Origin of the sequence: Salmonella sp. 741265055_HSA (assembly GCF_046569525.1) — a bacterium.
GTDB lineage: Bacteria > Pseudomonadota > Gammaproteobacteria > Enterobacterales > Enterobacteriaceae > Salmonella > Salmonella enterica.
Map to the genome: position 1 here is coordinate 55,844 of NZ_JBKFSQ010000005.1, position 26,084 is coordinate 81,927.

Genomic DNA, 26,084 nt, shown 5'->3' on the forward strand with positions numbered 1-26,084 from the left:
GCCGGATGGCGGCGAGGCTCTATCCGGCATAACAACTTAATCGCGGAAGTTTTTGAACTGGAACGGCTGGCCCAAATCGCCGCCGCGAACCAGCGCCATTACCGATTGCAGATCGTCACGTGATTTGCCCGTCACGCGAATCTCTTCCCCCTGAATTTGCGCCTGCACCTTCAGTTTGCTGTCTTTAATCAGCTTGACGATTTTCTTCTGCACGGTGCTTTCAATGCCCTGCTTCAGCTTCGCTTCCACATACCAGGTTTTACCGCTATGCACGAACTCGTCCGGTACATCCAGCGAAGCGCCTTCAATACCGCGTTTAAGCAGCTTGGCGCGCAGAATATCGAGCAACTGATTGACCTGGAAATCGGACTCGCTCAGCACCTTGATGGTTTTATTGGCATCGTTCAGTTCAATAGTCGCCTCTACGCCACGAAAGTCAAAACGAGACTCAACCTCGCGAACCGCGTTATCCACGCCGTTACGCGCTTCCTGCAGATCAACTTCAGAAACAATATCGAAAGATGGCATCTTTTCTTCTCCCTTCATTTTCGTTGCGTTGCATAATACCTGCAACGAGGCTTAACGAGAAGCTTAGCTGATGACGCTATAATTAGCGCCATAACACCTGGCGCTGTTGCAGGTGAGGAGGAACAATGAAAATTACTGTACTGGGATGCGGAGCCTTAGGACAACTTTGGCTTTCGGCACTGTGCAAACACGGACATGACGTACAGGGCTGGCTACGGGTGCCACAACCTTATTGCAGCGTAAATCTGATCGACACCGATGGTTCCTTTTTCAACGAATCACTGACGGCAAACGATCCAGATTTTTTGGCGAAGAGCGAACTGTTATTAGTCACGCTGAAAGCGTGGCAGGTTTCCGACGCAGTACGAACCCTGGCGTCAACTCTACCGGTGACATCGCCTATCCTGCTCATTCATAATGGAATGGGAACCATAGAAGAACTGCAAAATATCCAACAGCCGATGTTGATGGGGACTATCACCCATGCTGCGCGCCGCGACGGTAATATCATTATTCATGTCGCCAACGGTACTACGCATATTGGCCCGGCGCGCGAGCAAGACGGCGATTACAGTTATCTCGCCGATATCCTGCAGGGGGTACTGCCCGATGTCGCCTGGCATAACAATATCCGCGCAGAGATGTGGCGCAAACTGGCGGTCAACTGTGTTATCAACCCGCTCACCGCGCTTTGGAACTGCCCGAACGGCGAGCTGCGCCATCATACTGATGAAATCAACGCGATTTGCGAAGAGGTCGCCGCCGTGATTGAACGTGAAGGCTACCACACATCGGCAGACGATTTACGCTATTATGTTGAGCAAGTGATTGACAGTACGGCAGAAAACATCTCATCCATGTTGCAGGACGTGCGCGCCATGCGCCATACCGAAATTGACTACATCACCGGTTATTTACTCAAGCGCGCCCGCGTGCACGGTCTCGCCGTTCCGGAAAATAGCCGCCTGTTTGAAATGGTAAAGCGAAAGGAGAGTGAGTATGAGCGCTCAGGCACTGGTATGCCTCGCCCCTGGTAGTGAAGAGACCGAAGCGGTCACCACTATCGATCTGCTGGTTCGCGGCGGAATCCACGTCACTACCGCCAGCGTCGCCAGCGATGGCGGCCTGACGATTGTCTGCTCGCGCGGTGTAAAGCTACTGGCGGATGCGCCGCTGGTTGAAGTTGCCGACGGCGATTATGACATCATCGTGTTGCCCGGCGGAATTAAAGGCGCCGAGTGCTTTCGCGACAGCCCGCTGCTGGTCGAAACCGTAAAACAGTTTCACCGCTCCGGGCGCATTGTCGCAGCCATTTGTGCCGCAGCCGCTACAGTGCTCGTGCCGCACGATATCTTCCCTATCGGCAATATGACCGGTTTTCCGGCGCTGAAAGATAAGATCCCCGCCGAACAGTGGCAGGATAAGCGTGTGGTGTGGGATGCGCGGGTAAAATTATTAACCAGCCAGGGACCGGGTACCGCTATCGATTTTGGTTTGAAAATCATCGACCTGTTGGTTGGTCGTGAAAAAGCGCATGAAGTGGCTTCGCAACTGGTGATGGCGGCGGGGATTTATAACTACTACGAATAAGAATGATTGCCGGATGGCGGCGTAAACACCTTATCCGGCCTACAAATGTGCAAGAACCGTCGGCCCGGTAAGCGTTGCGCCACCGGGCAATACTCAGCTTCCGTGCTGATTAGAACCACGGCGATCCGCTCATCACATTGCTATAAAACAGCATTCTTCCCGCCAGCTCACCGGTCACAATGAAGGCGATCCACGCCCAACTATGCACACCGTAGCGCAAACGAGAAACGCCCCATACCGCGACACAAAGGCTGGCGCATAACTGCCACCAGAGTAACGGGCTTGCAGCATCAGCGCCCGGAACACGGTATCGGACCCACAACGCGCCTGCGCTCAGCACGATGCCAAGCACAATGCCTCCCCGACACAACGCTGAAAACGAGTTATACCAATAACCATACGCCACCGCGACGCACATAAAACCAAGCAGTACCGCCGTGCCCAGGAACCCCACCGGCGTAGCGACCGTGTGCCACAGCGGATGCAGCGCCATCTGATAATAGACTTGCGACGTCACCAGAATAGAAGCCAGCCCCACCAGCGCCGTCACCCCGCCCAAAATGCGCACCAGATAATGATTCGGCTTAAGCCAGCCTAACGCTAACCAGCAAAACATCGCGCCATTCAGCAAAATAAAGGCTACCACTTCCCGGCTAAGCCAGGACTCGCCTAACCCAGCCAGCGAGCGGTATGCGCCAGCAGGTGTCCCCAGATGCACGAGAGAGGCCAGTGAACCTGTCACCGTAACGATCCAGAATAGCAACGCTAACAGGCGGTGCTGTTTTGCACTAAATTTCGCCGAGCTGAAATGCTGACACAGCGTTAACGCCAGCACGCCACCAATTCCCCATTGCGCGAAAACGGTGAAAAAGACCAATGGCAATTCATAGTGTTCCATTTTTCGCTCCTTAGCTCCGCGCCGGAATAATGACGATATTAGGTCCGCTGAGATTGTGATCCGGCAAGCCGTAGCGTTTTTCCAGCACCGTCCACTCCGTAGTGTATTCTTTGCGTAGCTCCTCAATATCACCAAAGCGCAGCACGCCTGCCGGACAGGATTCCACGCAGCGCGGCAGCAATCCTTCATCCAGCCGCTCCGCACACAGATTACACTTACTGGTTTTTCCCTCTTGCGGATCGTAAACCGGCGCGCTCCACGGACAGGCCATGATGCACATCCGGCAGCCAATACAGCGTTCATGATCCTGTACCACAATACCGTCCACCCGCTTGGTATACGTGCCCGCCGGACACACCTTCATACACTGGGGATCGTCACAATGGTTGCAGGACATGCTGATAAACGCCTGCGTGTTGGGTTCATCGGTACGGCATTCGCGCACTCGACGCCATAACACGCCAAGCGGCGTCATATTTTCGGATTTGCAGGCCATGCTACAGGTCTTGCAGCCATAACAGTTCTGCATATCGATAAGAAATCCATATTGCTTCGTCACGATTAAGCCTCCCTTCTCACATCAACCAGTGTGCTGTTACAACAGTGTCCGTTGCTCAATAGCTCCACCTGATCGTTGGTCACATGGCTACTGCTTCCGCCCTGCTGCTCCCACCAGCCATTATCGAGGCTCACCACGCCTTGCTTAATATGCGTTGTGACGTCGGCAATGGCCCGGTGCTCGCCACGATGGTTGAAGACGACGACCCATTCTCCCGCCTTAATCTGGCGCTGACGCGCATCTTCCGGATGGATCATCACGTTAGGGCGATTACGCTGAACTTCCAGAATCCATTCATTCATACCATGACTGGAATGCACGCTACGCGCCAGTTTGCGCTGTACCGCCATCAACGGATATTGGCGGGCAAGTTCTGGCGATCCTTTCACCGACTCGCTGACCTGTTTCCACGTCACTACGGGCAGAAATTGCTTTTTCGCCCACTCCTCAATATAAAAATGGGCCTTGCCAGTAGACGTGCGGAACTGACCATCTTTGAAGGGAACCCAGTCCTCCTCAACGGGACACACCGGTCCTTTCTTCAACATTTCACGGGTGATACCCGATCCTTTAAGACAGGCGTCGATATAGTGCTCGATAGGTTGATTAAACACCTCGCCAAAACCAAAACGTTCAGCCAGACGGGCAAAAATCCAGTAGTCGGGCTTTGCTTCTCCAGGCGGCTCTACCGCTTTTTCCATTAACTGTACATAGTGGCTGCGCACGCCCGCCATTAAACTGACATCTTCAAAAATCGTCGTGACGGGCAGCACCAGATCGGCATACAACGCAGACGAACTCATCAGGTTATCCGCTACCACGACAAACGGTACTTTTTTAAAGGCCTCCCGGACCTGATTAGTATTGGGAAGTTGCGTCATCGCGCCCAGCGTCATGTTCCACCAGAACTTAATAGGATGCGGTTTTTCATTAACGATCCAGTCGCCGATTTTAGGAATGGGAATCGGGGGGATTTTTGCCGCATGGGACGCAGGAGGAATAATCGGCGAAAATTTTGCCATCTGTCTGACGCCGCCAGCATCACAAACGCCCGCGCCACGTTTACCGATATTGCCAGTGATCAATGCCAGGTAAAACTGGCTGGCGGCGACATAGGTGCCAAACTCCGTTCGCTGCGCCCCTGACATATTCTGGATAATCATCGCCGGCTGGGTAGAGGCATAGTCGCGCGCCAGGCGTAACACGGTCTGCGCAGGCACGTCGGTTTCGGTTTCTACTTTCTGCGGCGTCCAGGGTTTCGCCTGTTCCCACACCGCATCCAGCACCGTGGTAAATGCGCTATTGGTCGGCAGCTCCTCGCTGAGCAGTGCCGGAACCACGCCCGCTTCATCATGCCGCTTCAACGTTTTGGTCACGGTATCAAAGACCAGATAGCTATCTTTATCCTGTGGATCGGCGCGCATGAGCTGCTGTTGGTCATCCACCAGATACACCGCGCCCGTATGCGCGCGCAGAAAATCAGCATCGTGCCGCTTTTCCTGCATAATAATGTTAATCATTCCCAGCGCCAGCGCGATATCCGTACCGGGGACAATCGGCACCCACTCGTCCGCTTTGGCTGCGGTTTCATTAAATCGGGGGTCGATAACCACCAGCCGCGCCCCATTACGTTGCGCCTGCGAATAATGTTTAAAATAGGCGTGCATGGTCACTGCCGGGTTATTTCCCCAGCACAGGATATAACGACTTTCGGCTATTGTGTCGCGGGTATCGGCATAGCGTAAACCGACCATCGGCATCATAGCCGCAGTGACGGCGGCGCAGCATAACGATCCGGCATGTTTTGTCGAGCCGCCCAGATAATCAAAAAATGCCTTACCCATATCATTCTTGATGGAGTCCATGTTCCCTGATGCGGCAGTCAGTAATAAACCTTTGTTGCCGTCCGTAGCGAGGGTTTCGCGAATTTTCTCCTCAATTAAATCCAGCGCCGCATTCCAGGTAATCGGTTTAAATTTGCCTTCGCCTTTTTCTCCCGTCCGCAGCAAAGGTTGTGTCAGACGTAACGGGTGGTACACCCATTTCGTGCGGCTAATTCCGCGCAAACAGCACTTCACGTTGAAACCTTTCGTCGCTTCGATTTTCATTAAGCGATCTTTCCATACGTAAGCGGTGAGATTGCAGTGCAGACACTCCATGGCACAGGTCGACTGAAATGTGCGGTAATCCGACGCCTTCAGGCGAAAACGCGGCAGCGGCGTACCGTTAGCCTGCCGTAACGTTAGAAAACTCGCGCTCAACGAGGCCAGCCCCACGACTCCCAACCCTTTCAATAAGGTTCTTCTTTTTAAACGAATATGACGTAATGCTTCCATGATTCAATCTCCAGAATGTTCACTATTAGTGAACTAAAGCACACCATTGATTAACTTGAGATGTATCAAGATCTAATCACTTAGTGGTAGATCTTTTTAAAAGGCAAAAGCAGTCATGATTTCCCGCACGATGGTATAATTGCGGGGAATTTGAGAAGAGAAAAAATATGGCTGAAATATCTCAAGGCGTGAATTCGGTTGATATCGCCGTTAACATTCTGACTTTTGTTGCCAGCCAGAACGGTCAGGCCAGGGCTATTGATATCGCGACAGGCTGTAACCTGTCTAAAAGCCGCTTACATAAATATCTGGTCTCTCTGTGTCGTACTGGCATGTTATGCCAAAATGAGAAAGGGCTTTATTTGTTGGGCGCAACGCTACGCCAACTGGTAGAAAGTCGTTCATTTGAACACGATCCGATCCGCGACCTTAACAACGTATTGATCACGTTTCGCGATACCTTTAATCACTCCACCGGCGTTGTGGTGGCGACGGATGCCGGGTTAGTGCTTAAACATTATCATCGCAGCTTCCGTAACGTTGATATCGATTTTCTTCCCAATACGCCGGTTCCGCTCCACGCCAGCGCCGCAGGGCAAATATGGATGAGTTTTTCCGGCTTTGAGGCGCAAGACAAAACGCAAGCAGAGCTGATTAGCCAGGCAAAAATGAAGGGTTATGCGGTTCGCTACAATCCAACGCAAGGGATCCCTGGCGCGCAGTCTATTGCCTGCCCGCTTCTGGATAGTAAAGAGAAGTTAATTGCGATTGCGGTGACGATGGGATTTTTTAGCACAGAAGCCATTCCAGATATCGCCAGCCAGCTACTACACGCGCTCGCCCCTCTGCATTAACGGGAGGCGCTTTGCCCCGGCGCGTATCGGTCCGGGGCAAATGGTCATTACGGGCGATACACCTTCACATTGGCAAACCCCTGCTCGCGCAGATAGAGCGCCTGCAGGCGACTCATTACGCCGCGTTCGCACCATAGCAGCCAGGTTTTGCTCTGATCGAGATCGCCAAATTTAGTGCTCAGCTTGTAGAAAGGCAGCGAAACCACGTCGACGCCTTCCACTTTCAGCGGCTTGTCATCCTGCTCATCGATAGAACGGATATCCAGAATCACATCGTTGGCGCCAAAACCGCTCACGGTTTCTACTTCCACCACCTCCTGCTGGGTCTGCTGGGCGATTTCACGAATATCGACGTTGTTCGCTTCTTCTACCACCTTATCGAGAATACTGAAGTCGAAATTTTCTTCTTCGGCTTCAATTTTCGCTTTAATGGCTTTCACCGTCGGACTTTTTGAAATCACGCCACAGTATTCCGGCATCGTACGGGCAAAATCTTCCGTACCAATCTGGCGCGCCAGGTTGATAATGTGCTCTTTATCGTAAGAGATCAGCGGGCGCAAGATCAGCGTGTCAGACACGTTATCGATCAAGCGCAAGTTGGTTAGCGTCTGGCTAGACACCTGGCCCAGCGCTTCGCCGGTCACCAGCGCCTGTACGCCGTAACGTTCCGCCACTTTCGACGCCGCGCGTACCATCATACGTTTGAGCACCACGCCCATCTGGCCGTCGTCAACTTTCTCCAGAATCTCGCCGACCACCGGTTCGAAGTTAATCGCCACAAAACGCACGCGATGGGAGCTGCCAAAGCGGTTCCACAGGTAATGCGCCACCTGGCGAACGCCGATTTCATGCGCCGCGCCGCCAAGGTTAAAGAAGCAGTAGTGTACGCGACAGCCGCGACGCATCAGCATATAGCTGGAGACGCCGGAGTCAAAACCGCCGGAGATCAGCGACAGCACATCTTCCTGGGTGCCAATCGGGAAACCGCCAATACCTTCATAACGCCCTTTGATCAGCAGCAGGCGATCATCTTCCACTTCCAGATGCACCGTCACATCCGGGTTAGTGAGCTTCACGCGCGCCGATTCAATATGCTGATTTAATCCGCCGCCGACATAGCGCTCCACCTCAATGGAGCTAAACTCATGCTTACCGCGACGTTTTACGCGCACGCAGAAGGTTTTGCCTTCAAGCTGCTCGCGATACTGCGCCAACGCTTTCTCGAAAATGTCGTGCATATCGGTGAACGGCACATCTTCGACTTCAAGAATATGGTGAATTCCCGGAATGCGGGTCAGCGCGTCGCGAATCGCCAGACGCTGGTTTTCATCTTTGGCGCGAACTTCAATGTTATCCCAGTGACGGACAACCGCGAGGGTCTCGTCGTAGTGCTTTAAAACGTTACGGATGTTCCCGGTTAAAATTTTTATAAAGCGCAAACGCACAGATTGGCTTTTGATAGTGATTTCCGGGAACAATTTAATGATAAACTTCATGGCGGCAATGGTTCTTTAGCAAGCTATCTAAGGCTTGTCGTGGAGAAATAGTACAGCAGCCCATATCTACGGCTGCATCCAGGCGCGGAAGTATATCACTATCACGGACATCTTGCGCATTTCCCCTTACCATTGCGCGTTATTTGCTTATCAGTGTGAGTCCGTTACCATAGACTTGTGCTGCCATTACAGAGAGTCAAACAGTCATCATGCCGAAGAAAAATGAGGCGCCCGCCAGCTTTGAAACTGCGCTGAGCGAGCTGGAACATATTGTTACCCGCCTGGAAAGCGGCGATTTGCCGCTGGAAGACGCGCTGAATGAATTCGAGCGCGGCGTACAACTGGCGCGTCAGGGGCAGGCAAAACTGCAGCAGGCGGAACAGCGCGTGCAAATTTTGCTGTCTGATAATGAAGAGGCTTCACCTGAGCCTTTTATCGCGGATAATGAGTAAATGGACTTTACGCAGCAGCTACAGGCTTGCGTAACGCAAGCGAATCAGGCGCTGAGCCGTTTTATCGCACCACTGCCCTTTCAGAACACTCCCGTGGTCGAAGCCATGCAGTATGGCGCATTATTAGGCGGTAAACGCCTGCGGCCATTTCTGGTTTACGCCACCGGTCAAATGTTTGGCGTCAGTACGGCAACGCTGGATGCGCCAGCTGCGGCGGTCGAATGCATTCATGCCTATTCGCTGATCCATGACGACCTGCCAGCAATGGACGATGACGATTTGCGTCGCGGCCTGCCGACTTGCCATATTAAATTTGGCGAAGCCAACGCAATCCTGGCGGGAGACGCGTTGCAGACGCTGGCGTTTGCCATTATCAGCGACGCGCCGATGCCGGAAGTCGCCGATCGCGATCGTATCGCGATGATCGCCGAACTGGCAAACGCCAGCGGCATCGCCGGTATGTGCGGCGGTCAGGCATTGGATCTGGCGGCAGAAGGCCAGCGGATCACTCTGGACGCGCTGGAACGCATTCATCGCCATAAGACCGGCGCGCTCATTCGCGCCGCCGTTAGACTTGGCGCGTTGAGCGCGGGCGATAAAGGACGGAATACTCTGCCGATACTTGACCGCTATGCAGAGAGTATCGGCCTTGCCTTCCAGGTTCAGGATGACATTCTGGATGTGGTGGGCGATACTGCAACGTTAGGTAAACGTCAGGGCGCAGACCAGCAGCTTGGCAAAAGTACCTACCCTGCACTTCTGGGTCTTGAGCAAGCCCGGAATAAAGCCCGGGACCTGATAGAGGACGCCCGTCAGTCGTTACATCAGCTGGCCGCGCAATCACTGGACACCTCGGCACTGGAAGCGCTAGCGAACTACATAATCCAGCGTGATAAATAAACCCCATATCCAATGAGCTTGCGATGAGTTTTGATATAGCCAAATACCCTACCCTGGCATTGGTCGACTCCACCCAGGAGTTACGACTGTTACCGAAAGAGAGTCTGCCGAAACTCTGCGACGAGCTACGCCGCTACTTACTCGACAGCGTAAGCCGTTCCAGCGGGCACTTCGCTTCCGGGCTGGGCACGGTAGAACTTACCGTGGCGCTGCATTATGTCTACAACACCCCGTTTGACCAGCTAATCTGGGATGTTGGACACCAGGCTTATCCACATAAAATCCTTACCGGTCGTCGCGACAAAATCGGCACCATTCGCCAGAAAGGCGGTCTGCACCCGTTCCCGTGGCGCGGAGAAAGCGAATACGATGTGCTGAGCGTTGGGCATTCCTCCACCTCCATCAGCGCCGGTATCGGTATTGCCGTGGCGGCGGAGAAAGAAGGCAAAGATCGCCGCACCGTCTGTGTGATCGGCGACGGCGCCATCACCGCCGGTATGGCGTTTGAAGCAATGAATCACGCAGGCGATATCCGGCCCGACATGCTGGTCATTCTGAACGACAATGAAATGTCGATTTCGGAAAACGTCGGCGCGCTCAACAACCATCTGGCGCAGCTACTTTCCGGTAAGCTTTACTCTTCTCTGCGCGAAGGCGGAAAAAAGGTCTTCTCCGGCGTACCGCCAATTAAAGAACTGCTCAAGCGTACCGAAGAACATATTAAAGGCATGGTTGTGCCGGGAACACTGTTCGAAGAGCTGGGCTTTAACTACATCGGGCCGGTCGATGGTCACGATGTCATGGGGCTTATCAGCACATTGAAAAACATGCGCGACCTGAAAGGCCCGCAGTTCCTGCATATCATGACCAAAAAAGGCCGCGGCTATGAGCCCGCGGAAAAAGATCCGATCACTTTCCATGCGGTGCCTAAATTTGATCCTTCCAGCGGATGTTTGCCGAAAAGCAGCGGCGGTCTGCCCGGTTATTCAAAAATCTTCGGTGACTGGCTGTGTGAAACCGCCGCCAAAGACAGCAAGCTGATGGCGATCACCCCGGCAATGCGCGAAGGTTCCGGCATGGTGGAATTTTCACGTAAATTCCCGGATCGCTATTTTGACGTCGCCATCGCCGAGCAGCATGCCGTCACCTTCGCCGCAGGTCTGGCGATTGGCGGCTATAAGCCCGTCGTGGCGATCTACTCTACTTTCCTGCAACGCGCCTACGATCAGGTCATCCATGACGTCGCTATCCAGAAACTACCGGTCATGTTCGCCATCGATCGCGCCGGTATCGTTGGCGCGGATGGGCAAACGCACCAGGGCGCGTTCGATCTCTCCTATCTGCGCTGCATCCCGGATATGGTGATCATGACGCCAAGCGACGAAAACGAATGTCGCCAGATGTTATTTACCGGGTATCACTATAACGACGGCCCGACGGCAGTACGTTATCCACGCGGTAATGCGCAGGGCGTGGCGCTAACCCCGCTGGAAAAACTGCCTATTGGTAAAGGCCTTGTGAAGCGTCATGGCGAAAAACTGGCGATTCTGAACTTTGGCACCTTAATGCCTGAGGCGGCGAAAGTCGCCGAAGCGTTGAACGCCACGCTGGTCGACATGCGCTTTGTTAAGCCGCTGGACGACACGCTAATTCTGGAGATGGCCGCGCAGCATGACGCGCTAGTGACGCTGGAAGAAAACGCCATTATGGGCGGCGCTGGCAGCGGCGTAAACGAAGTGCTAATGGCCCATCGTAAACCTGTACCTGTGCTGAATATCGGTCTTCCGGATTTCTTTATCCCGCAAGGAACGCAGGAAGAAGCCCGCGCGGAACTGGGGCTTGACGCCGCAGGCATTGAAGCCAAAATCAAGGCCTGGCTGGCATAATCTCCTCTTTGCTCCTGCTATGCTTGAAGAGTGACGGGTATAACAGGAGCGGAGTCATGCAATACAACACGTTAGGAAATACCGATCTTCGGGTGTCCCGCCTTTGTCTGGGCTGTATGACATTCGGCGAGCCGAGTCGCGGCAATCACGCCTGGACGCTTCCCGAAGAGAGCAGCCGTCCCATCATCAAGCGCGCCCTTGAGGGCGGCATTAACTTTTTTGATACCGCCAACAGCTACTCCGACGGCAGCAGCGAAGAGATTGTCGGCCGCGCGCTGCGTGATTTCGCCCGGCGCGACGAGGTGGTGGTAGCGACGAAAGTCTTCCATCGCGTCGGCGATCTGCCGGAAGGATTGTCCCGCGCGCAAATCCTGCGCTCTATTGACGATAGCCTCGCCCGTCTGGGAATGGAGTATGTCGATATCCTGCAAATCCACCGCTGGGATTACACCACGCCGATAGAAGAGACTCTGGAAGCGCTAAACGACGTGGTGAAGGCGGGTAAAGCCCGCTATATCGGCGCTTCCTCAATGCACGCCTCACAATTTGCCCAGGCGCTGGCGCTACAAAAACAACACGGCTGGGCACCGTTTGTCACCATGCAGGATCACTATAACCTGATCTACCGCGAGGAAGAGCGTGAGATGCTACCGCTGTGCTGGCAGGAAGGCGTCGCCGTGATTCCGTGGAGTCCGCTGGCGCGCGGGCGCTTAACTCGCCCCTGGGGAGAAACCACGGCCCGGCGGGTCTCGGATGACGTGGGCAAAAATTTATACAATGAAAGCGATAAAAATGATGCGCAAATAGCGGAACGGTTGGCTGGCGTCAGCGAGGCGCTTGGCGCAACGCGAGCGCAGGTCGCGCTGGCCTGGTTGCTCAGCAAACGAGGCGTCGCCGCGCCGATTATCGGCACTTCGCGTGAAGAGCAGTTAGATGAGTTGCTGAATGCCGTTGATTTAACGCTCAAACCGGAGCAGATTGCTGAACTCGAAACGCCGTACAAACAACATCCGGTGGTGGGATTTAAATAATCTGCCATTGCCCGATGGCGCGGCGCTTATCGGGCCTGCGAAATCGACATATTGTTCGGGGATAGGCCGGATAAGGCGTTTACGCCGCCATCCGGCAAACCCTTTAAATAATACCGAGCGGCCAGTGATGACCGATAAAATACAGTATGCCGGCGGATATCACCCCGGCGACGATATCATCGATCATAATCCCCATGCCGCCGTGTACGTTGCGATCAAACCAACGGATCGGCCAGGGTTTCCACATATCCAGAATGCGGAAAATAACGAACCCGGCAGCCACCCACTGCCAGTCCGTCGTCGGCAACGCCATTAGCGTTATCCACATACCGATAAATTCATCCCAGACAATACTGCCGTGGTCGTGTACGCCCATATCTTTCGCCGTCTGATGGCAAAGATAAACGCCAATGCAGATCCCAAACATCACGACCAGCGAATAAAGCTGCCACGGCAGAAACGTCATCAAATACCAGAAGGGGATCGCCGCCAGCGAGCCCATCGTGCCCGGCACCACGGGGCTCAGCCCGCTGCCAAAGCCGGTAGCGAGCAGGTGCCACGGGTTGCGCAAATTCAGGCGGCTTTTCGCAACATCTTTATGGCGTGGCAAAATGGTCATATCCTTTCCAGTCAAAGGTGACAGGCATTCCGTCACGTACAAAATTCAGCCCTTCAATATCTGCGCTCATTTGACCTATGCAGGTAAAGGGAACACCCAGTTGACCAATGGCGACATCCAGCGCGCCACGGTTCAGTTCCGGCACTGTAAAGCACAGCTCATAGTCTTCGCCGCCGGAAAGCGCCCAACGCAGCGCCTGCCCGTCATCAACATGGCGCATCATCGCATCGGATTTTGGCAGCGCATCAACATCTACTCTTGCTCCACAGCCGCTGGCCTTGACGATATGCCCCAGATCGGAAATCAAACCATCGGAGAGATCGATAGCCGCGCTGGCGATATCACGCAGCGCCTGGCCGTGTAAAATACGCGGCGTCGGGCGTAAATGCCGTTGAATTAAATAGTGAGCGTCTGTCTCCTCCGACACCTGTAGCCGGTTTTGCAAAACCGCCAGCCCGGCAGCGCTGTCGCCCGGCGTACCGGTGACATAAATCCAGTCGCCCGGCTTCGCGCCAGATCGCTTGAGCGCGCGCCCTGCCGGGATATAACCGTGGATACCCAGCGTCATCGACAGCGGTCCACGCGTGGTGTCGCCGCCAATGAGCTGCATATCGTAGTAATTCAATAGCGCAAACAGACTGTCGCTAAAAGCTTCCAGCCACGGCTCATCCACTTCCGGCAACGTTAACGCCAGCGTTAACCAGGCCGGGTCGGCCCCCATCGCGGCCAGATCGCTTAAATTCACCGCCAACGCTTTATAAGCCAGATCGGCAGGATCGATATCAGGGAGGAAGTGGTTGCCCGCCACCAGCGTATCGGTACTGATCGCCAGGGTCTGCTTTTCAGGAATATTCAGGAGCGCGCAATCGTCGCCAATACCGGTTTCAACATCAAGACGAGAGCTTCTTACACGGTCAAAATAACGGGCAATCAGGGAAAACTCGCCACATGCCATACGTTATGCCTCAGCAGAAAAAAAGAAAAGGCCGGAGACGGCGGGTATCGATCGCCCGCTATCTTTCCGGCCTGTGAATCACTTTTTGTTGGGACGAATCACCGGAGCTGCTTTATCCAGTACGCCGTTGACGAATTTGTGGCTGTCTTCAGCGCCAAAGGTTTTCGCCAGTTCAATCGCTTCGTTGATGGCCACTTTATAAGGCACATCGCTGCGTTTTGACAGCTCAAACAACGCAATACGCAGCACGGCTTTTTCAACCTGTCCCAGCTCTTCAAGCAGGCGGGACAGATACGGTTTCATTAAACCATCCAGGTACGCGCTGTTAGTCGCCACCCCGGATAGCAGTTCACGGAAATAGAGAACGTCGACGTCTTTTACGTCCTGTTCCGCCAGGAACTGGTATTCAACATCAGCGATGTCGTTCTGGGACAACTGCCAGGAGTAAAGCGCCTGGACGGCACACTCACGGGCGCGGCGACGAGCAGCAGGTTTCACGGAATTCCCCTTACAAAAAATCAGGCCTTAATGGCTTTCAATACATTAATCATTTCAAGCGCGGTCAGCGCAGCTTCTGCGCCTTTATTACCGGCTTTTGTACCAGCACGTTCGATGGCTTGTTCAATACTCTCGGTGGTCAGAACACCAAAGGCTACCGGCACGCCGCTGTCCTGGGCAACGCTTGCCAGGCCATTGCTGGCGCCGCCTGCCACATATTCAAAGTGCGCAGTCCCCCCGCGAATCACGGTTCCCAGCGCAACCACGGCGTCATATTTACCGCTTTTCGCCAGCGCATCGGTCGCCAGCGGCAGTTCATAGGCGCCAGGCACCCACACTACGGTAATATTATCATCTTTTACCTGACCAATACGCGTCAGGGCATCAACCGCGCCATCCAGCAGGCTGTCGTTGATAAACTGATTGAAACGCGCAATAGTGATGGCGACGCGAGCGTCAGGGGCTGCAACGTTAGCTTTAATAATGTTCATATTCTCTCTTCCAGGGTTCATTTGGCCCCGCAGGGGGGCGGATTTTATCATAATAATTTGAGCGCTGCTCCCCTTTCGACGGGAGAACTCATGCGCTCACCATATGCAGGCAAACATCCGGGCCGACATGGCGTATTTCGCTGAAGGTAAATTGCGGCGCGTCGGCGAGCTTCTCAAGCCCCGGCAATTCGCATAATCCCCGCGCCTGGGTTCCCAACAATTTAGGCGCGACATAGACAATCAGTTCATCCACCAGCCCGGCTTGCAGCAACGCGCCCGCCAGTCCCGGTCCGGCTTCAACCCATATGCTATTAATCTGCTGCCTGCCTAACTGCATCATCAGCACAACCAGATCCAAATGTCCGTTGTGCGCCGGCACGCTGATAGTACGAACCGCATCGGGCCACGCGCGGCTATCTTCCTGGGTACGCGCGATCCACGTTTCGCCAGGCTGCTGCACAATACGATGCGCAGGCGTTACCCGGTTTTGGCTGTCGATAACAATTCGCACCGGCTGGCGCAGATTTTCCTGCGGGTAAGACGCCTGCGTAGAAGCGTCTAGCTCCGCCCAACGCACCGTCAAGGCCGGATCGTCAGCCAATACCGTCGCGCTACTGGTTAAAATAGCGTGACTTTGCGCACGCAAGCGCTGAACGTCGCGCCGGGCCTGCGGCGAGGTGATCCACTGGCTTTCGCCGCTGGCCATCGCCGTCCGTCCATCCACGGAGGCACCCAGTTTAAGCTGAAGATAAGGGAATCCGGTACGCATCCGCTTGAGGAAGCCTTTATTGAGCGCCTCCGCTTCACTCATCATTAACCCGTGGCTGACCGCAATACCCGCCTGTTGCAGGCGATACAGCCCGCGCCCGGCGACCTGTGGATTTGGGTCCTGCATCGCGGCGACCACGCGCGCGACGCCGGCCGCAATCAGCGCATCGCAACATGGCGGCGTTCGCCCATGATGGCTACAGGGTTCAAGCGTGACATAGGCGGTTGCGCCTTTGGCTTTTGTGCCCGCCATCCGCAGCGCATGGACCTCGGCGTGCGGCTCTCCGGCGCGCTGGTGATAACCTTCGCCGACGATGTCGCCATTGTTAACAATGACACAGCCGACATTAGGGTTGGGGTGAGTGGTGAAACGTCCACGCTGCGCCAGTTTGAGCGCTCGCGCCATGTAAAACTCATCCTGCATGGCTTAGTCCTGTAGGCGAGCGATTTCTTCGCCAAAGTCTTTGATATCTTCGAAACTGCGATAGACGGAGGCAAAGCGAATATACGCGACTTTATCGAGTTTTTTCAGTTGCTCCATGACCAGGTTGCCAATCATCTTGCTGGGAACTTCACGCTCGCCAGTGGCACGTAATTGTGACTTAATATGATTCAATGCCATTTCAACATCGTCTGCGCTGACGGGTCTTTTTTCCAGCGCTCTCAACATGCCGCTACGCAGCTTATCCTCATTAAAGGGTTCGCGCACATCGTTGCTTTTTATCACGCGCGGCATGACCAGTTCAGCCACTTCAAAGGTCGTAAAGCGTTCATTACACACCAGGCACTGCCGACGGCGGCGCACGGACGAGCCCTCGCCTACAAGACGAGAGTCAATGACTTTGGTATCTACGGCGAAACAAAATGGGCAATGCATACGGCGTCCTGACCAGATGATTTAGAAAACACTATTTTACCCTGAACTGGCGCGACAACAAAGGCGGAGCGCTTTTGAGATAAAGGATCGGTGCCTTTATGCGTATAGCGCACTACCATTACGCTATCGTACCATGAAGGAAATGATCGACATGACAAGACGTTACCTAAGAATTCTCCTGGTGGGAAGTCTCTTGAGCCTGACCGCCTGCGCGCCGCAGAGCGAAGTTCGCCAGATGCATCAAAGCATTAGCACCCTGAATAAAGAGATGACCCAACTGAATCAGGAAACGGTAAAAATTACCCAACAAAATAAGCTGAATGCGGAGTCAACCCGCGGCGTCTATTTGTTGCCTGGCGCCAATACGCCTGCCCGGCTGGAGAGTCAGATCGGTACGCTACGTATGACATTGCTGGAGATTACGCCTGTCGCAGACGGCGCTCACGCAACGTTACGCATTCAGGGCGAGTCCCGCGATCCGCTGCCGGCATTCAGCGCTACCGTAGAGTACGGGCAAATTCAGGGCACTACGGAGAACTATCAAGAGGTGAATGCACAGAGCCTTCTGGTAAATGCGCCTGCCAGCTTGCTGGCGCCCAGTGATGTCAATATTTCGTTACCGTTGAAGGGGATCACTCCGGCGCAGTTAGGCTTCATTCGCATCCATGATATTCAGCCTGTTAATCAATAAACGTTCTGGCGGAGCGTTTTGTGCGTTCCGCAACATCCCCCGCGCGACTTTTGTTGCCCTACTGACATTTCCGTCATTTATAACATAGATTGGTAATATTCATGAAAGACAGTACTGTCGCCGCACCTAAAATGCGCAAACGTGAACGCAATCGATTACGTAAATGATAGATATGTGAAACAAGACATATTTTTGTGAGCAATGATTTTTATAATAGGCTCCGCAGAAACACGAAATATTTAGAAACGCAAATTGCGTTCTTTTCACTCCCGTAAGGGATTTCAAACAGTGGCATACATATGAAAAAAACTTTACTCGCAGTCAGCGCAGCGCTGGCGCTCACCTCATCTTTTACTGCTAACGCAGCAGAAAATGATCAGCCGCAGTATTTGTCCGACTGGTGGCACCAGAGCGTAAACGTGGTAGGCAGCTACCATACCCGTTTCTCGCCGAAATTGAACAACGACGTCTATCTGGAATATGAAGCATTTGCCAAAAAAGACTGGTTTGATTTCTACGGCTATATCGATATTCCCAAAACCTTTGATTGGGGTAACGGCAACGATAAAGGTATCTGGTCCGACGGTTCTCCGCTGTTCATGGAAATCGAACCGCGTTTCTCGATTGATAAGCTGACCGGCGCAGACCTGAGCTTCGGCCCGTTTAAAGAGTGGTATTTCGCCAACAACTACATCTACGATATGGGCGATAACAAAGCCAGCCGCCAGAGCACGTGGTATATGGGTCTGGGGACCGATATTGACACCGGCCTGCCGATGGGCCTGTCGCTGAACGTGTATGCGAAATATCAGTGGCAAAACTACGGCGCGTCCAATGAAAACGAATGGGACGGCTACCGTTTCAAAGTGAAATACTTCGTCCCCATCACCGATCTGTGGGGCGGTAAACTGAGCTATATCGGCTTTACCAACTTTGACTGGGGATCTGATTTAGGCGACGATCCGAACCGTACCAGCAATTCCATCGCTTCCAGCCATATCCTGGCGCTGAACTACGATCACTGGCACTACTCGGTCGTTGCGCGTTACTTCCATAACGGCGGACAGTGGCAGAATGGCGCAAAACTGAACTGGGGCGACGGCGATTTCAGCGCGAAATCTACCGGCTGGGGCGGCTACCTGGTCGTGGGTTATAACTTCTAAACCTGCAAAAAAGGCCAGAGGTCGCCCTCTGGCCCGTTTCGGGCGCATGCTGCCATGCGGCGGCGAGTCGCGCCCACTTCACATTACTTCCGGCGATGCCACCAGCCTAAAAACAGACCTGTCGCAATCCCGACCAGCGTTGGTGCCGCCAGATCGTGCCAGATAGTAATGCTCAACTCTGTGAGCGTCATATTGCCGCCTTTGTTGCAATGGCAACGGTTCGCGGCTATCCTCAACTTGTCTAGGGTCAAGTTAGCCCCCGTAATGTTGCCGGTGAATACCGAACAATGTGCGGGGGTTTTCTCTTTCCAGCGACAAGGCCACCGGGGATCAAGCCCCCGCAACATTGCGCCTCACCGGGTTGCCCCGGCTTACCGCTGATTCTACTCTGCTCGCCAGTATCGGCATGAATTAAAAACAAAAAAATCCCAACCTTGCGATCGGGATTCCAGTGACAATGTATGCGTTACAGGACGTTTGGGGCTGGCGACAAACTCCGGGGCTGAAAAAATGTCAGATTGCATCCGACCTACGAAAACCAATAATTCATTTATATTGCGGATTCCGTTGGGTGGAGCGAAGCGTAACCTAACATTCAACAGCACCAACAGCTTTGCCAGCAGTCTGCTTATTTCTTCTTGTTCATCATCGCTTTCAGATCGGCAAACGGGTTATAAGTCGCCTCGCCGACATCTTTTTGCGCATCTTCCCCGGCAATGACCGTCGAACCGTATTGATCGGCTTCGGTATATTTAGAATGCTCATGATCGTGGCAGTAGAGGCACAATAGCTCCCAGTTGCTGCCGTCTTCCGGATTATTGGTGTGGTCATGATCGATATGATGCACCGTCAGCTCACGCAGATTTGAATACACAAACTCACGGGAACAACGTCCGCACACCCACGGAAACAGCTTCAGCGCTTTTTCACGATAGCCGCTTTCCAGGCGCGCGTAGTTTTTTGGGATGATAGCCATGATAGTTCCTCATGCAATCGAGTTTATTCTGGATAATAAAAAGCCGCAGCACCCTGCGATGTTGCGGCTTTTTTCAGTCATGTTAACGCCAGCTTACGGCAGAATGGACGGTTGATCCGCCCCTTCTTTTTCGACTTTCTGCTGCAGCATATGCTCGCGCTTCATACCGAGTTTCAGCGCCAGCGCCGATGCGACATAGATAGAAGATGCCGTACCAATAGAGACACCGATCAGCATCGTCAGCGAGAAGCCTTCCAGTACCGGACCGCCGAAGAGGTACAGCATCAGAATTACCACTAACGTTGTCCCGGAGGTAATCAACGTACGGTGCAACGTCTGGGTCAGCGACACGTTAAAGATTTCATAAGGCGTCCCGCGACGGATTTTGCGGAAGTTTTCACGAATACGGTCGGAGACCACGATACTGTCGTTCAGCGAGTAACCGATCACCGACATCAATGATGCCACAATGGTCAGGTCAATCTCGATATGGAAAAGCGACAGTATCCCCAGCGTAATGATCACGTCGTGCGCCAGCGCGATGACCACCCCTGCCGCCAGTCGCCACTCAAAGCGGAAACCGACATAAACGAGGATAGAGATCAACGCCACCAGCAGCGCCATGGCGCCGGTTTGCGCCAGATCGGCGCCCACGCTTGGCCCCACGAATTCAATACGCTTCACGGCCGCGTTCTGGTTGGTGGCTTCATTAATGATCGTCACCACTTTGCTACCCAGTACCTGACCGCCGGTTTCACCTTCGGTTGGCGGCATACGCACCATAATGTCGTGACTGCTGCCAAAGTTCTGCAACTGCGGCTCTTCATAGCCCGCTTTTTGCAGCGCTTCGCGCATCACGTCCATTTCAGCCGGTTTTTCCAGCGTGATTTCAATTACCGTACCACCGGTGAAATCCAGCCCCCAGTTAAACCCGCGTACGCCCATAATGACAATGGCCGCGATCAGCAACAGCCCGGAGATGCCGAATGCCCAGAAGTCCCAGCGCATAAAGTCATAGACTTTACGGCCGTGGTTTAGTTGTTCAACAGTGTATTCCTGTGCCACATCGCACTCCTCAGATTGACAGCTTAGTGACGCGCTTGCCGCCATATAGCAGGTTTACGATAGCACGCGTACCGATAATCGCGGTAAACATCGACGTCGCCACACCGATACCGGTCGTAATCGCGAACCCTTTAATTGCCCCGGTACCGACAGCATACAGAATGATGACTTTAATCAGCGTCGTGATGTTCGCATCGAAGATGGAACTGAACGCGCCGGCATAGCCTTCGTTTATCGCCTGCTGTACCGTGCGGCCATTACTCAACTCTTCTTTGATACGTTCGTTAATCAGAACGTTGGCGTCGACCGCCACCGCAAGGGTTAACACGATACCCGCAATCCCCGGCATACTGAGCGTTGCCCCCGGCAACAGCGACATGATACCGACAATCAACACCAGGTTAGCCACTAACGCGCTGGTCGCAATCAGACCAAACTTCTTATAGAAGAAGATCATGAACAGGATGGAGACCACCAGACCGGCCAGACAGGCTTCCAGGCCCTGCTTGATGTTCTGCATACCCAGAGTTGGGCCAATGGTGCGCTCTTCAACGATCTGAATCGGCGCAATCAGGGCACCCGCGCGCAGCAACAACGAGAGCTGGCGCGCTTCGTTCGGGTTGCTGATACCGGTAATACGGAAGCTGTTACCCAGCCGAGACTGGATGTTGGCAATGTTAATCACCTCTTCCTGTTTCACCAGTACGGCGCGACCGTTAGCGTCTTTCTTACCACTGTCTTTATACTCCACAAACAGGGTCGCCATCGGTTTGCCGATATTGTCCTTAGTGAAGTTAGACATGATATTGCCGCCAGCGCTATCCAGCGAGATGTTAACCTGCGGTTGGTTATATTCATCCTGGCTGGACGTCGAGTCGGTGATATGGTCGCCGGTGAGGATCACGCGTTTGTACAATACCACTGGCTGACCTTCGCGGGTCTGTTTCACTTCGGAATCACCCGGTACGCGCCCGGCGGCAGCGGCGGCCTGGTCAACGTTAGTATTCACCAGACGGAATTCCAGCGTCGCGGTCGCGCCGAGAATTTCTTTCGCGCGAGCGGTATCCTGGATACCCGGCAGCTCAACCACAATACGGTCTGCGCCCTGACGTTGTACGACTGGCTCCGCGACGCCCAGTTGGTTAACACGGTTACGCAGAATATTAATGTTCTGCTGAACGGCGTATTCACGCGCTTCGCTCAGGCGCGCGTCGGTCATTACCGCGCGAAGTTGATTGCCGCTCTGGCTGGAAATCACCAGGTCACGATGACGCGGCGTCAGATAGGCGATCGCCTCATCACGCGCTTTGCTGTCACGGAACGTGATGCTCAGCCCATAATTATTTTCTTTACGAACGGTGGTATAAGGAATGCCTTTTTCACGCAGATCGCTGCGCAGGCTATCGATATTTTGTTCCTGGAGTTTACCTAACGCGGTATCCATATCCACTTCCATCAGGAAGTGAACGCCGCCGCGCAGATCAAGACCGAGCTTCATCGGATCGGCGTGAATAGCCGCCAACCAGCGCGGCGTAGCCGGCGCAAGGTTAAGCGCCACGACATATTTATCCCCCAGCACGCTCATCAGTGCTTCACGGGCGCGTAGCTGGGTATCGGTGGTGTCGAAGCGCGCAAGAATAGCGCCCTCTTCCAGTGCCACAGACTTAGCGGGAATTTTTTCTTCTTGTAACGTTTTCTGGACCTGGATCAGCGTTTGCTCACTGGCGGCGACGCCGCGCACGCCAGTGATTTGAACAGCCGGATCCTCACCATACAGGTTGGGAAGTGCGTAAAGCAGGCCGACGATAATTACGACGACCAGCATGATGTACTTCCACAAAGGATAACGGTTTAACACGGCAGTTCCCTTTGGGAAAACGAAATATTACAGCGCCTTCATGGTGCCTTTCGGCAGAACGGCAGCTACGAAGTCACGTTTGATAACCACTTCCGTGGTGTCATTCAGCGCGATGGCAATGTAGCCGGCTTCCGCTACTTTGGTCACTCGACCAACCAGACCGCCATTCGTCAGAACTTCATCACCTTTCGCAATGGAGTCCATCAGCTTTTTGTGCTCTTTGGTGCGCTTCTGCTGCGGGCGCAGGATCATGAAATAGAAAATCAGACCAAACACCACCAGCATTAAAATCAGAGACATCGGGCTGCCCTGCGCCGGAGCACCTGTTGCCGCTACCGCATCAGAAATAAAAAAGCTCATTCAAATTCCCTCATTATTAAAATTAATCAACGTTCAAAGGTGGAACGGGTCGCCCCTGACGTTGGTAAAACTCGGTTACGAAGCTCTCTAATTTACCCTCTTCAATAGCCTTGCGTAAACCCGCCATCAAACGCTGGTAGTAACGCAAGTTATGAATGGTATTGAGACGCGCACCTAATATTTCGTTGCAACGGTCAAGATGATGCAAGTAAGCGCGTGAATAATTGCGACAGGTGTAGCAATCGCACTCGGCGTCAAGCGGGCTGGTGTCGCTTTTATGCTTTGCATTACGAATCTTCACCACGCCGTCGGTCACAAACAGATGACCATTACGGGCATTTCGCGTTGGCATGACACAGTCAAACATATCAATACCGCGACGCACCCCTTCCACCAGATCTTCCGGTTTACCCACGCCCATCAGGTAACGCGGTTTGTCAGCCGGGATCTGCGGGCAAACGTGCTCCAGAATGCGGTGCATATCTGCTTTCGGCTCACCAACAGCCAAACCGCCGACAGCGTAGCCATCAAAGCCAATCTCTACCAGACCTTTCACCGAGATATCGCGTAAATCTTCGTAAACGCTGCCCTGAATGATGCCAAAAAGCGCATTCTTATTGCCAAGGCTATCAAAACGGTCGCGGCTACGCTTCGCCCAACGCAACGACATCTCCATCGAGCGTTTAGCATAGTCCCAGTCTGCCGGGTACGGCGTACATTCATCAAAGATCATCACGATATCGGAACCGAGATCGTACTGGATCTCCATCGACTTTTCCGGATCGAGGAAAATCGGATCGCCGTTGATCGGGTTACGGAAGTGCACACCTTGCTCGGTAATCTTACGAATATCGCCGAGGCTGAAGACCTGGAAGCCGCCGGAATCGGTGAGAATCGGCCCTTTCCACTGCATAAAATCGTGCAGGTCGCCATGCAGCTTCATGATTTCCTGACCCGGGCGCAGCCACAGGTGGAAAGTGTTGCCGAGAATAATCTGCGCGCCGGTCGCTTCCACTTCTTCCGGCGTCATGCCTTTTACGGTACCGTAAGTACCCACAGGCATAAAAGCAGGCGTTTCCACTACGCCACGATCAAACACCAGACGACCGCGACGCGCGCGACCATCGGTGGTATCTAACTCAAATTTCATTATCACTCCTGCGTCAGAAAAACAGTCTGACGTTTAACGACTCGCTACGGAATGATTCCATAGCTAATAAATTCCCGAAGGCGTCATCGGCGCAGCCAGTTTGGGGTCGGCCAGCGCGCAGTCACCGGAGCGTACACGCAGTACGTGAGGATAGCGAGCACTGCCCGGCGTCAAAATGGCAAGTGAGATAGCCTTCTTACGGACGCTCAAAAATAGCCTGCGGATTGTACGTGATAAACATCGCGTCCCCGTAGCTAAAAAAGCGATATTTTTGTTCTACCGCAGTCTTATAGGCATTCATGGTGTGTTGATAACCGGCAAATGCGGAAACCAGCATAATCAACGTCGATTCCGGCAGATGGAAGTTGGTGATCAGCGCATCAATCACTTTGTATTGATAACCTGGATAAATAAAGATTTGCGTATCGCCGAAGAAGGGCTCTATCAAATCGCTTTTTGCCGCCTGCGCCGCGCTTTCCAGTGAGCGTACCGAGGTCGTGCCGACGGCGATAACCCGGTTGCCGCGCGCTTTCGCCGCCAGCACCGCGTCGACCACCTCCTGCGGCACCTCAGCATATTCGGAGTGCATGATGTGATCTTCAATGGTATCGACACGCACCGGCTGGAAAGTGCCCGCGCCTACGTGTAGCGTAACAAACGCCATTTCGACACCTTTCTCACGAAGCGCCGCCAGCAGCGGCTCATCAAAGTGCAGCCCCGCGGTCGGCGCGGCGACGGCGCCCGGTTTTTCACTGTAGACCGTCTGGTACAGTTCGCGGTCGGCGTCTTCGTCCGGACGGTCGATGTACGGCGGCAACGGCATATGGCCGATGGTGTTAAGAATATCCAGCACCGGACGCGGGTCATTAAACTCAACTTCAAACAGAGCGCCGTGACGCGCGGTCATGGTCGCGTGAATACTTTCGTCGTCGCCCAGTAGCAGTTCCGTGCCCGGTTTTGGCGCTTTAGAAGCGCGAATATGCGCCAGGATACGTTTATCATCGAGCATACGTTCGACCAGCACTTCTATCTTGCCGCCGCTGGCTTTACGGCCAAAGAGCCGCGCCGGGATCACGCGGGTATTATTGAAGACCAGCAAATCGCCAGGGTTGAGCTTATCGAGCAGATCGGTGAAAGTACCGTGCGTCAGCGCGCCCGTCGGCCCCTCTAATGACAGCAAACGGCAGCGACTGCGTTCCGGCTGTGGGTAGTGGGCAATCAGGGATTCGGGTAGTTCAAAGGAAAAATCGGTAACGCGCATGACTCTGACTCAGACTAAAATAAGAGGCGGGTAGTCTAGTGCCGGGACGTTCCCGCTGCAACCGTTACCCGCTTTTTGGACAGAGAATCAATAATGAATTTTCTTGCTCACCTGCATCTGGCGCACCTTGCCGACAGCTCGCTTTCCGGTAATCTGCTGGCCGATTTTGTCCGCGGTAACCCGGCAACGCATTATCCTCCTGACGTGGTAGAGGGTATTTATATGCATCGGCGTATTGACGTCATGACCGACAACCTGCCGGAAGTTCGTGAGGCGCGAGAGTGGTTCCGCCATGAAACGCGGCGCGTGGCGCCCATTACGCTGGACGTCATGTGGGATCATTTTTTATCGCGCCACTGGACGCAAATCTCCCCTGATTTTCCACTTCAGGCGTTTGTCGGCTACGCCCATGCGCAGGTCGCGACGATTCTGCCCGACTCCCCGCCGCGCTTTGTCAACCTAAATGATTATCTTTGGTCAGAAAAATGGTTAGAGCGGTATCGCGATATGGATTTCATTCAAAACGTGCTGAATGGCATGGCGAATCGCCGTCCCCGGCTGGATGCCTTGCGTGATTCCTGGTACGATCTGGACGCGCACTACGACGCGTTAGAAGAGCGCTTCTGGCATTTTTATCCGCGTATGATGGCACAGGCCGCCCGCAAAGCGCTGTGACGGCCTGATAGCGAGGGCGTGCGTCAGATCCGCCGTTGGCAGAAAGATGGTTCGCTGTCATAAAGGGGTCATCATTACGATTTATAATGATCCGATCGATAGACAAAAGCTGTCTCATTGATTGTCAAGACCGCATTGTTTTGTCGC

General features: G+C 53.8%; 28 protein-coding genes and 1 pseudogene. 11 read left to right on the forward strand and 18 right to left on the reverse strand.

Annotated elements, in window-relative coordinates; genetic code table 11:
• Positions 1-36: 36 nt before the first annotated feature.
• Positions 37-528: a YajQ family cyclic di-GMP-binding protein gene (locus ACLD4K_RS04285; protein ID WP_164726669.1), complete on the reverse strand. Its 492-nt coding sequence runs from the start codon at positions 526-528 to the stop codon at positions 37-39.
• A gap of 125 nt (positions 529-653) precedes the next feature.
• On the opposite strand from ACLD4K_RS04285, the gene panE reads away from it, so the two are divergent.
• Together panE and yajL are read left to right on the forward strand one after the other, a co-directional pair.
• On the forward strand, positions 654-1,565 hold the full coding sequence (panE, locus tag ACLD4K_RS04290) for a 2-dehydropantoate 2-reductase (protein ID WP_000705816.1): 912 nt from the start codon (positions 654-656) through the stop codon (positions 1,563-1,565).
• Positions 1,528-2,118 (forward strand): protein deglycase YajL, encoded by a 591-nt coding sequence (gene yajL / locus ACLD4K_RS04295; RefSeq protein WP_001275803.1) that lies wholly within the window; start codon positions 1,528-1,530, stop codon positions 2,116-2,118. The genes panE and yajL overlap by 38 nt, the downstream gene beginning before the upstream one ends.
• 109 nt (positions 2,119-2,227) lie before the next feature.
• On the opposite strand, the gene ACLD4K_RS04300 is transcribed toward yajL, so the two are convergent.
• Genes ACLD4K_RS04300 through ACLD4K_RS04310 form a run of 3 tightly spaced genes read right to left on the reverse strand, consistent with a single transcriptional unit; the run spans position 2,228 to position 5,911 of the window.
• A complete protein-coding gene (locus ACLD4K_RS04300; RefSeq protein WP_411011434.1) occupies positions 2,228-3,016 on the reverse strand; it encodes a dimethyl sulfoxide reductase anchor subunit family protein in 789 nt (262 codons plus the stop codon).
• A 10-nt stretch (positions 3,017-3,026) separates the two neighbouring features.
• Complete coding sequence (locus ACLD4K_RS04305) at positions 3,027-3,575, reverse strand: 4Fe-4S dicluster domain-containing protein (protein WP_411011435.1); 549 nt, start codon at positions 3,573-3,575, stop codon at positions 3,027-3,029.
• Positions 3,576-3,577: 2 nt separating this feature from the next.
• A complete protein-coding gene (locus tag ACLD4K_RS04310) occupies positions 3,578-5,911 on the reverse strand; it encodes a molybdopterin-dependent oxidoreductase (protein WP_000387839.1) in 2,334 nt (777 codons plus the stop codon).
• A 167-nt stretch (positions 5,912-6,078) separates the two neighbouring features.
• On the opposite strand from ACLD4K_RS04310, the gene ACLD4K_RS04315 reads away from it, so the two are divergent.
• Positions 6,079-6,765 (forward strand): helix-turn-helix domain-containing protein, encoded by a 687-nt coding sequence (locus tag ACLD4K_RS04315; RefSeq protein ID WP_000808044.1) that lies wholly within the window; start codon positions 6,079-6,081, stop codon positions 6,763-6,765.
• 47 nt (positions 6,766-6,812) lie between these two features.
• On the opposite strand, the gene thiI is transcribed toward ACLD4K_RS04315, so the two are convergent.
• Complete coding sequence (gene thiI / locus ACLD4K_RS04320; RefSeq protein WP_411011436.1) at positions 6,813-8,261, reverse strand: tRNA uracil 4-sulfurtransferase ThiI; 1,449 nt, start codon at positions 8,259-8,261, stop codon at positions 6,813-6,815.
• A gap of 209 nt (positions 8,262-8,470) precedes the next feature.
• On the opposite strand from thiI, the gene xseB reads away from it, so the two are divergent.
• The 5 genes and pseudogenes from xseB to ACLD4K_RS04345 all read left to right on the forward strand — a co-directional run.
• Positions 8,471-8,713: an exodeoxyribonuclease VII small subunit gene (gene xseB, locus ACLD4K_RS04325; RefSeq protein WP_001124944.1), complete on the forward strand. Its 243-nt coding sequence runs from the start codon at positions 8,471-8,473 to the stop codon at positions 8,711-8,713.
• Complete coding sequence (ispA, locus tag ACLD4K_RS04330) at positions 8,714-9,613, forward strand: (2E,6E)-farnesyl diphosphate synthase (protein WP_000348074.1); 900 nt, start codon at positions 8,714-8,716, stop codon at positions 9,611-9,613.
• 23 nt (positions 9,614-9,636) lie between these two features.
• Entirely contained in the window at positions 9,637-11,499 is a 1,863-nt protein-coding gene (gene dxs, locus ACLD4K_RS04335; protein ID WP_000006777.1) for a 1-deoxy-D-xylulose-5-phosphate synthase, read from the forward strand.
• 56 nt (positions 11,500-11,555) lie between these two features.
• Entirely contained in the window at positions 11,556-12,530 is a 975-nt protein-coding gene (locus ACLD4K_RS04340; RefSeq protein WP_411011437.1) for an aldo/keto reductase, read from the forward strand.
• 7 nt (positions 12,531-12,537) lie between these two features.
• Positions 12,538-12,629, forward strand: a pseudogene (locus ACLD4K_RS04345) (hypothetical protein); the annotation flags it as partial.
• A gap of 4 nt (positions 12,630-12,633) precedes the next feature.
• On the opposite strand, the gene pgpA reads toward ACLD4K_RS04345, so the two are convergent.
• The 6 genes from pgpA to nrdR all read right to left on the reverse strand — a co-directional run bounded on the left by pgpA (position 12,634) and on the right by nrdR (position 16,738).
• A complete protein-coding gene (pgpA, locus tag ACLD4K_RS04350; RefSeq protein ID WP_000154063.1) occupies positions 12,634-13,149 on the reverse strand; it encodes a phosphatidylglycerophosphatase A in 516 nt (171 codons plus the stop codon).
• The gene (gene thiL, locus ACLD4K_RS04355) at positions 13,127-14,104 is read right to left on the reverse strand and encodes a thiamine-phosphate kinase (RefSeq protein ID WP_000752138.1); all 978 of its coding nucleotides are present in this window, start codon (positions 14,102-14,104) and stop codon (positions 13,127-13,129) included. Before thiL ends, pgpA begins: the two co-directional genes overlap by 23 nt.
• 78 nt (positions 14,105-14,182) lie before the next feature.
• A complete protein-coding gene (gene nusB, locus ACLD4K_RS04360) occupies positions 14,183-14,602 on the reverse strand; it encodes a transcription antitermination factor NusB (RefSeq protein WP_000801129.1) in 420 nt (139 codons plus the stop codon).
• A 20-nt stretch (positions 14,603-14,622) separates the two neighbouring features.
• Positions 14,623-15,093 carry a 6,7-dimethyl-8-ribityllumazine synthase gene (gene ribE / locus ACLD4K_RS04365; RefSeq protein ID WP_001021370.1) on the reverse strand — a complete coding sequence of 157 codons (471 nt, stop codon included), beginning with the start codon at positions 15,091-15,093 and terminating at the stop codon, positions 14,623-14,625.
• Positions 15,094-15,181: 88 nt separating this feature from the next.
• Positions 15,182-16,285: a bifunctional diaminohydroxyphosphoribosylaminopyrimidine deaminase/5-amino-6-(5-phosphoribosylamino)uracil reductase RibD gene (gene ribD / locus ACLD4K_RS04370; RefSeq protein ID WP_411011438.1), complete on the reverse strand. Its 1,104-nt coding sequence runs from the start codon at positions 16,283-16,285 to the stop codon at positions 15,182-15,184.
• Positions 16,286-16,288: 3 nt separating this feature from the next.
• Entirely contained in the window at positions 16,289-16,738 is a 450-nt protein-coding gene (gene nrdR / locus ACLD4K_RS04375; protein WP_000543533.1) for a transcriptional regulator NrdR, read from the reverse strand.
• A gap of 151 nt (positions 16,739-16,889) precedes the next feature.
• Between nrdR and ACLD4K_RS04380 the strand changes: the two genes are divergently transcribed.
• Both ACLD4K_RS04380 and ACLD4K_RS04385 read left to right on the forward strand, forming a co-directional pair.
• A complete protein-coding gene (locus ACLD4K_RS04380) occupies positions 16,890-17,429 on the forward strand; it encodes a DUF3251 domain-containing protein (protein ID WP_000198486.1) in 540 nt (179 codons plus the stop codon).
• Between the two features lie 299 nt (positions 17,430-17,728).
• Positions 17,729-18,592: a nucleoside-specific channel-forming protein Tsx gene (locus ACLD4K_RS04385; protein ID WP_000752021.1), complete on the forward strand. Its 864-nt coding sequence runs from the start codon at positions 17,729-17,731 to the stop codon at positions 18,590-18,592.
• Between the two features lie 83 nt (positions 18,593-18,675).
• Here ACLD4K_RS04385 and ACLD4K_RS04390 read toward each other — a convergent pair whose 3' ends face one another.
• From ACLD4K_RS04390 to queA, 7 genes are all read right to left on the reverse strand, one after another.
• Positions 18,676-18,783, reverse strand: coding sequence for a type I toxin-antitoxin system toxin Ldr family protein (locus ACLD4K_RS04390; RefSeq protein ID WP_000176312.1), 108 nt, complete (start codon positions 18,781-18,783; stop codon positions 18,676-18,678).
• Between the two features lie 437 nt (positions 18,784-19,220).
• Positions 19,221-19,568 (reverse strand): HNH nuclease YajD, encoded by a 348-nt coding sequence (yajD, locus tag ACLD4K_RS04395; protein ID WP_000974818.1) that lies wholly within the window; start codon positions 19,566-19,568, stop codon positions 19,221-19,223.
• Between the two features lie 93 nt (positions 19,569-19,661).
• Positions 19,662-20,633: a protein translocase subunit SecF gene (gene secF / locus ACLD4K_RS04400; RefSeq protein WP_000046629.1), complete on the reverse strand. Its 972-nt coding sequence runs from the start codon at positions 20,631-20,633 to the stop codon at positions 19,662-19,664.
• 10 nt (positions 20,634-20,643) lie between these two features.
• Positions 20,644-22,491 (reverse strand): protein translocase subunit SecD, encoded by a 1,848-nt coding sequence (secD, locus tag ACLD4K_RS04405; protein ID WP_000934811.1) that lies wholly within the window; start codon positions 22,489-22,491, stop codon positions 20,644-20,646.
• 27 nt (positions 22,492-22,518) lie between these two features.
• A complete protein-coding gene (gene yajC / locus ACLD4K_RS04410) occupies positions 22,519-22,851 on the reverse strand; it encodes a preprotein translocase subunit YajC (RefSeq protein WP_000007628.1) in 333 nt (110 codons plus the stop codon).
• Positions 22,852-22,873: 22 nt separating this feature from the next.
• On the reverse strand, positions 22,874-24,001 hold the full coding sequence (gene tgt, locus ACLD4K_RS04415) for a tRNA guanosine(34) transglycosylase Tgt (protein ID WP_000667305.1): 1,128 nt from the start codon (positions 23,999-24,001) through the stop codon (positions 22,874-22,876).
• 196 nt (positions 24,002-24,197) lie between these two features.
• Positions 24,198-25,262, reverse strand: coding sequence for a tRNA preQ1(34) S-adenosylmethionine ribosyltransferase-isomerase QueA (gene queA, locus ACLD4K_RS04420; protein WP_411011439.1), 1,065 nt, complete (start codon positions 25,260-25,262; stop codon positions 24,198-24,200).
• A 93-nt stretch (positions 25,263-25,355) separates the two neighbouring features.
• Between queA and acpH the strand changes: the two genes are divergently transcribed.
• Positions 25,356-25,937, forward strand: a complete 582-nt coding sequence (gene acpH, locus ACLD4K_RS04425) for an ACP phosphodiesterase (protein ID WP_001009858.1) — start codon at positions 25,356-25,358, stop codon at positions 25,935-25,937.
• Positions 25,938-26,084 lie beyond the last annotated feature (147 nt).

Excerpts from the sequence above, each read along its gene's own strand:
- ACLD4K_RS04340 (WP_411011437.1), top strand. The coding sequence starts at position 11,556 with ATGCAATACAACACGTTAGGAAATACCGATCTTCGGGTGTCCCGCCTT.
- ribE (WP_001021370.1), bottom strand. The coding sequence starts at position 15,093 with ATGAACATTATTAAAGCTAACGTTGCAGCCCCTGACGCTCGCGTCGCC.
- ribD (WP_411011438.1), bottom strand. The coding sequence starts at position 16,285 with ATGCAGGATGAGTTTTACATGGCGCGAGCGCTCAAACTGGCGCAGCGT.
- ACLD4K_RS04300 (WP_411011434.1), bottom strand. The coding sequence starts at position 3,016 with ATGGAACACTATGAATTGCCATTGGTCTTTTTCACCGTTTTCGCGCAA.
- yajL (WP_001275803.1), top strand. The coding sequence starts at position 1,528 with ATGAGCGCTCAGGCACTGGTATGCCTCGCCCCTGGTAGTGAAGAGACC.
- pgpA (WP_000154063.1), bottom strand. The coding sequence starts at position 13,149 with ATGACCATTTTGCCACGCCATAAAGATGTTGCGAAAAGCCGCCTGAAT.
- ACLD4K_RS04285 (WP_164726669.1), bottom strand. The coding sequence starts at position 528 with ATGCCATCTTTCGATATTGTTTCTGAAGTTGATCTGCAGGAAGCGCGT.
- nrdR (WP_000543533.1), bottom strand. The coding sequence starts at position 16,738 with ATGCATTGCCCATTTTGTTTCGCCGTAGATACCAAAGTCATTGACTCT.
- yajD (WP_000974818.1), bottom strand. The coding sequence starts at position 19,568 with ATGGCTATCATCCCAAAAAACTACGCGCGCCTGGAAAGCGGCTATCGT.
- yajC (WP_000007628.1), bottom strand. The coding sequence starts at position 22,851 with ATGAGCTTTTTTATTTCTGATGCGGTAGCGGCAACAGGTGCTCCGGCG.
- thiI (WP_411011436.1), bottom strand. The coding sequence starts at position 8,261 with ATGAAGTTTATCATTAAATTGTTCCCGGAAATCACTATCAAAAGCCAA.
- ACLD4K_RS04390 (WP_000176312.1), bottom strand. The coding sequence starts at position 18,783 with ATGACGCTCACAGAGTTGAGCATTACTATCTGGCACGATCTGGCGGCA.
- ACLD4K_RS04310 (WP_000387839.1), bottom strand. The coding sequence starts at position 5,911 with ATGGAAGCATTACGTCATATTCGTTTAAAAAGAAGAACCTTATTGAAA.
- dxs (WP_000006777.1), top strand. The coding sequence starts at position 9,637 with ATGAGTTTTGATATAGCCAAATACCCTACCCTGGCATTGGTCGACTCC.
- thiL (WP_000752138.1), bottom strand. The coding sequence starts at position 14,104 with ATGGCATGTGGCGAGTTTTCCCTGATTGCCCGTTATTTTGACCGTGTA.
- queA (WP_411011439.1), bottom strand. The coding sequence starts at position 25,262 with ATGCGCGTTACCGATTTTTCCTTTGAACTACCCGAATCCCTGATTGCC.
- acpH (WP_001009858.1), top strand. The coding sequence starts at position 25,356 with ATGAATTTTCTTGCTCACCTGCATCTGGCGCACCTTGCCGACAGCTCG.
- ACLD4K_RS04385 (WP_000752021.1), top strand. The coding sequence starts at position 17,729 with ATGAAAAAAACTTTACTCGCAGTCAGCGCAGCGCTGGCGCTCACCTCA.
- ACLD4K_RS04380 (WP_000198486.1), top strand. The coding sequence starts at position 16,890 with ATGACAAGACGTTACCTAAGAATTCTCCTGGTGGGAAGTCTCTTGAGC.
- xseB (WP_001124944.1), top strand. The coding sequence starts at position 8,471 with ATGCCGAAGAAAAATGAGGCGCCCGCCAGCTTTGAAACTGCGCTGAGC.
- ispA (WP_000348074.1), top strand. The coding sequence starts at position 8,714 with ATGGACTTTACGCAGCAGCTACAGGCTTGCGTAACGCAAGCGAATCAG.
- panE (WP_000705816.1), top strand. The coding sequence starts at position 654 with ATGAAAATTACTGTACTGGGATGCGGAGCCTTAGGACAACTTTGGCTT.
- tgt (WP_000667305.1), bottom strand. The coding sequence starts at position 24,001 with ATGAAATTTGAGTTAGATACCACCGATGGTCGCGCGCGTCGCGGTCGT.
- ACLD4K_RS04315 (WP_000808044.1), top strand. The coding sequence starts at position 6,079 with ATGGCTGAAATATCTCAAGGCGTGAATTCGGTTGATATCGCCGTTAAC.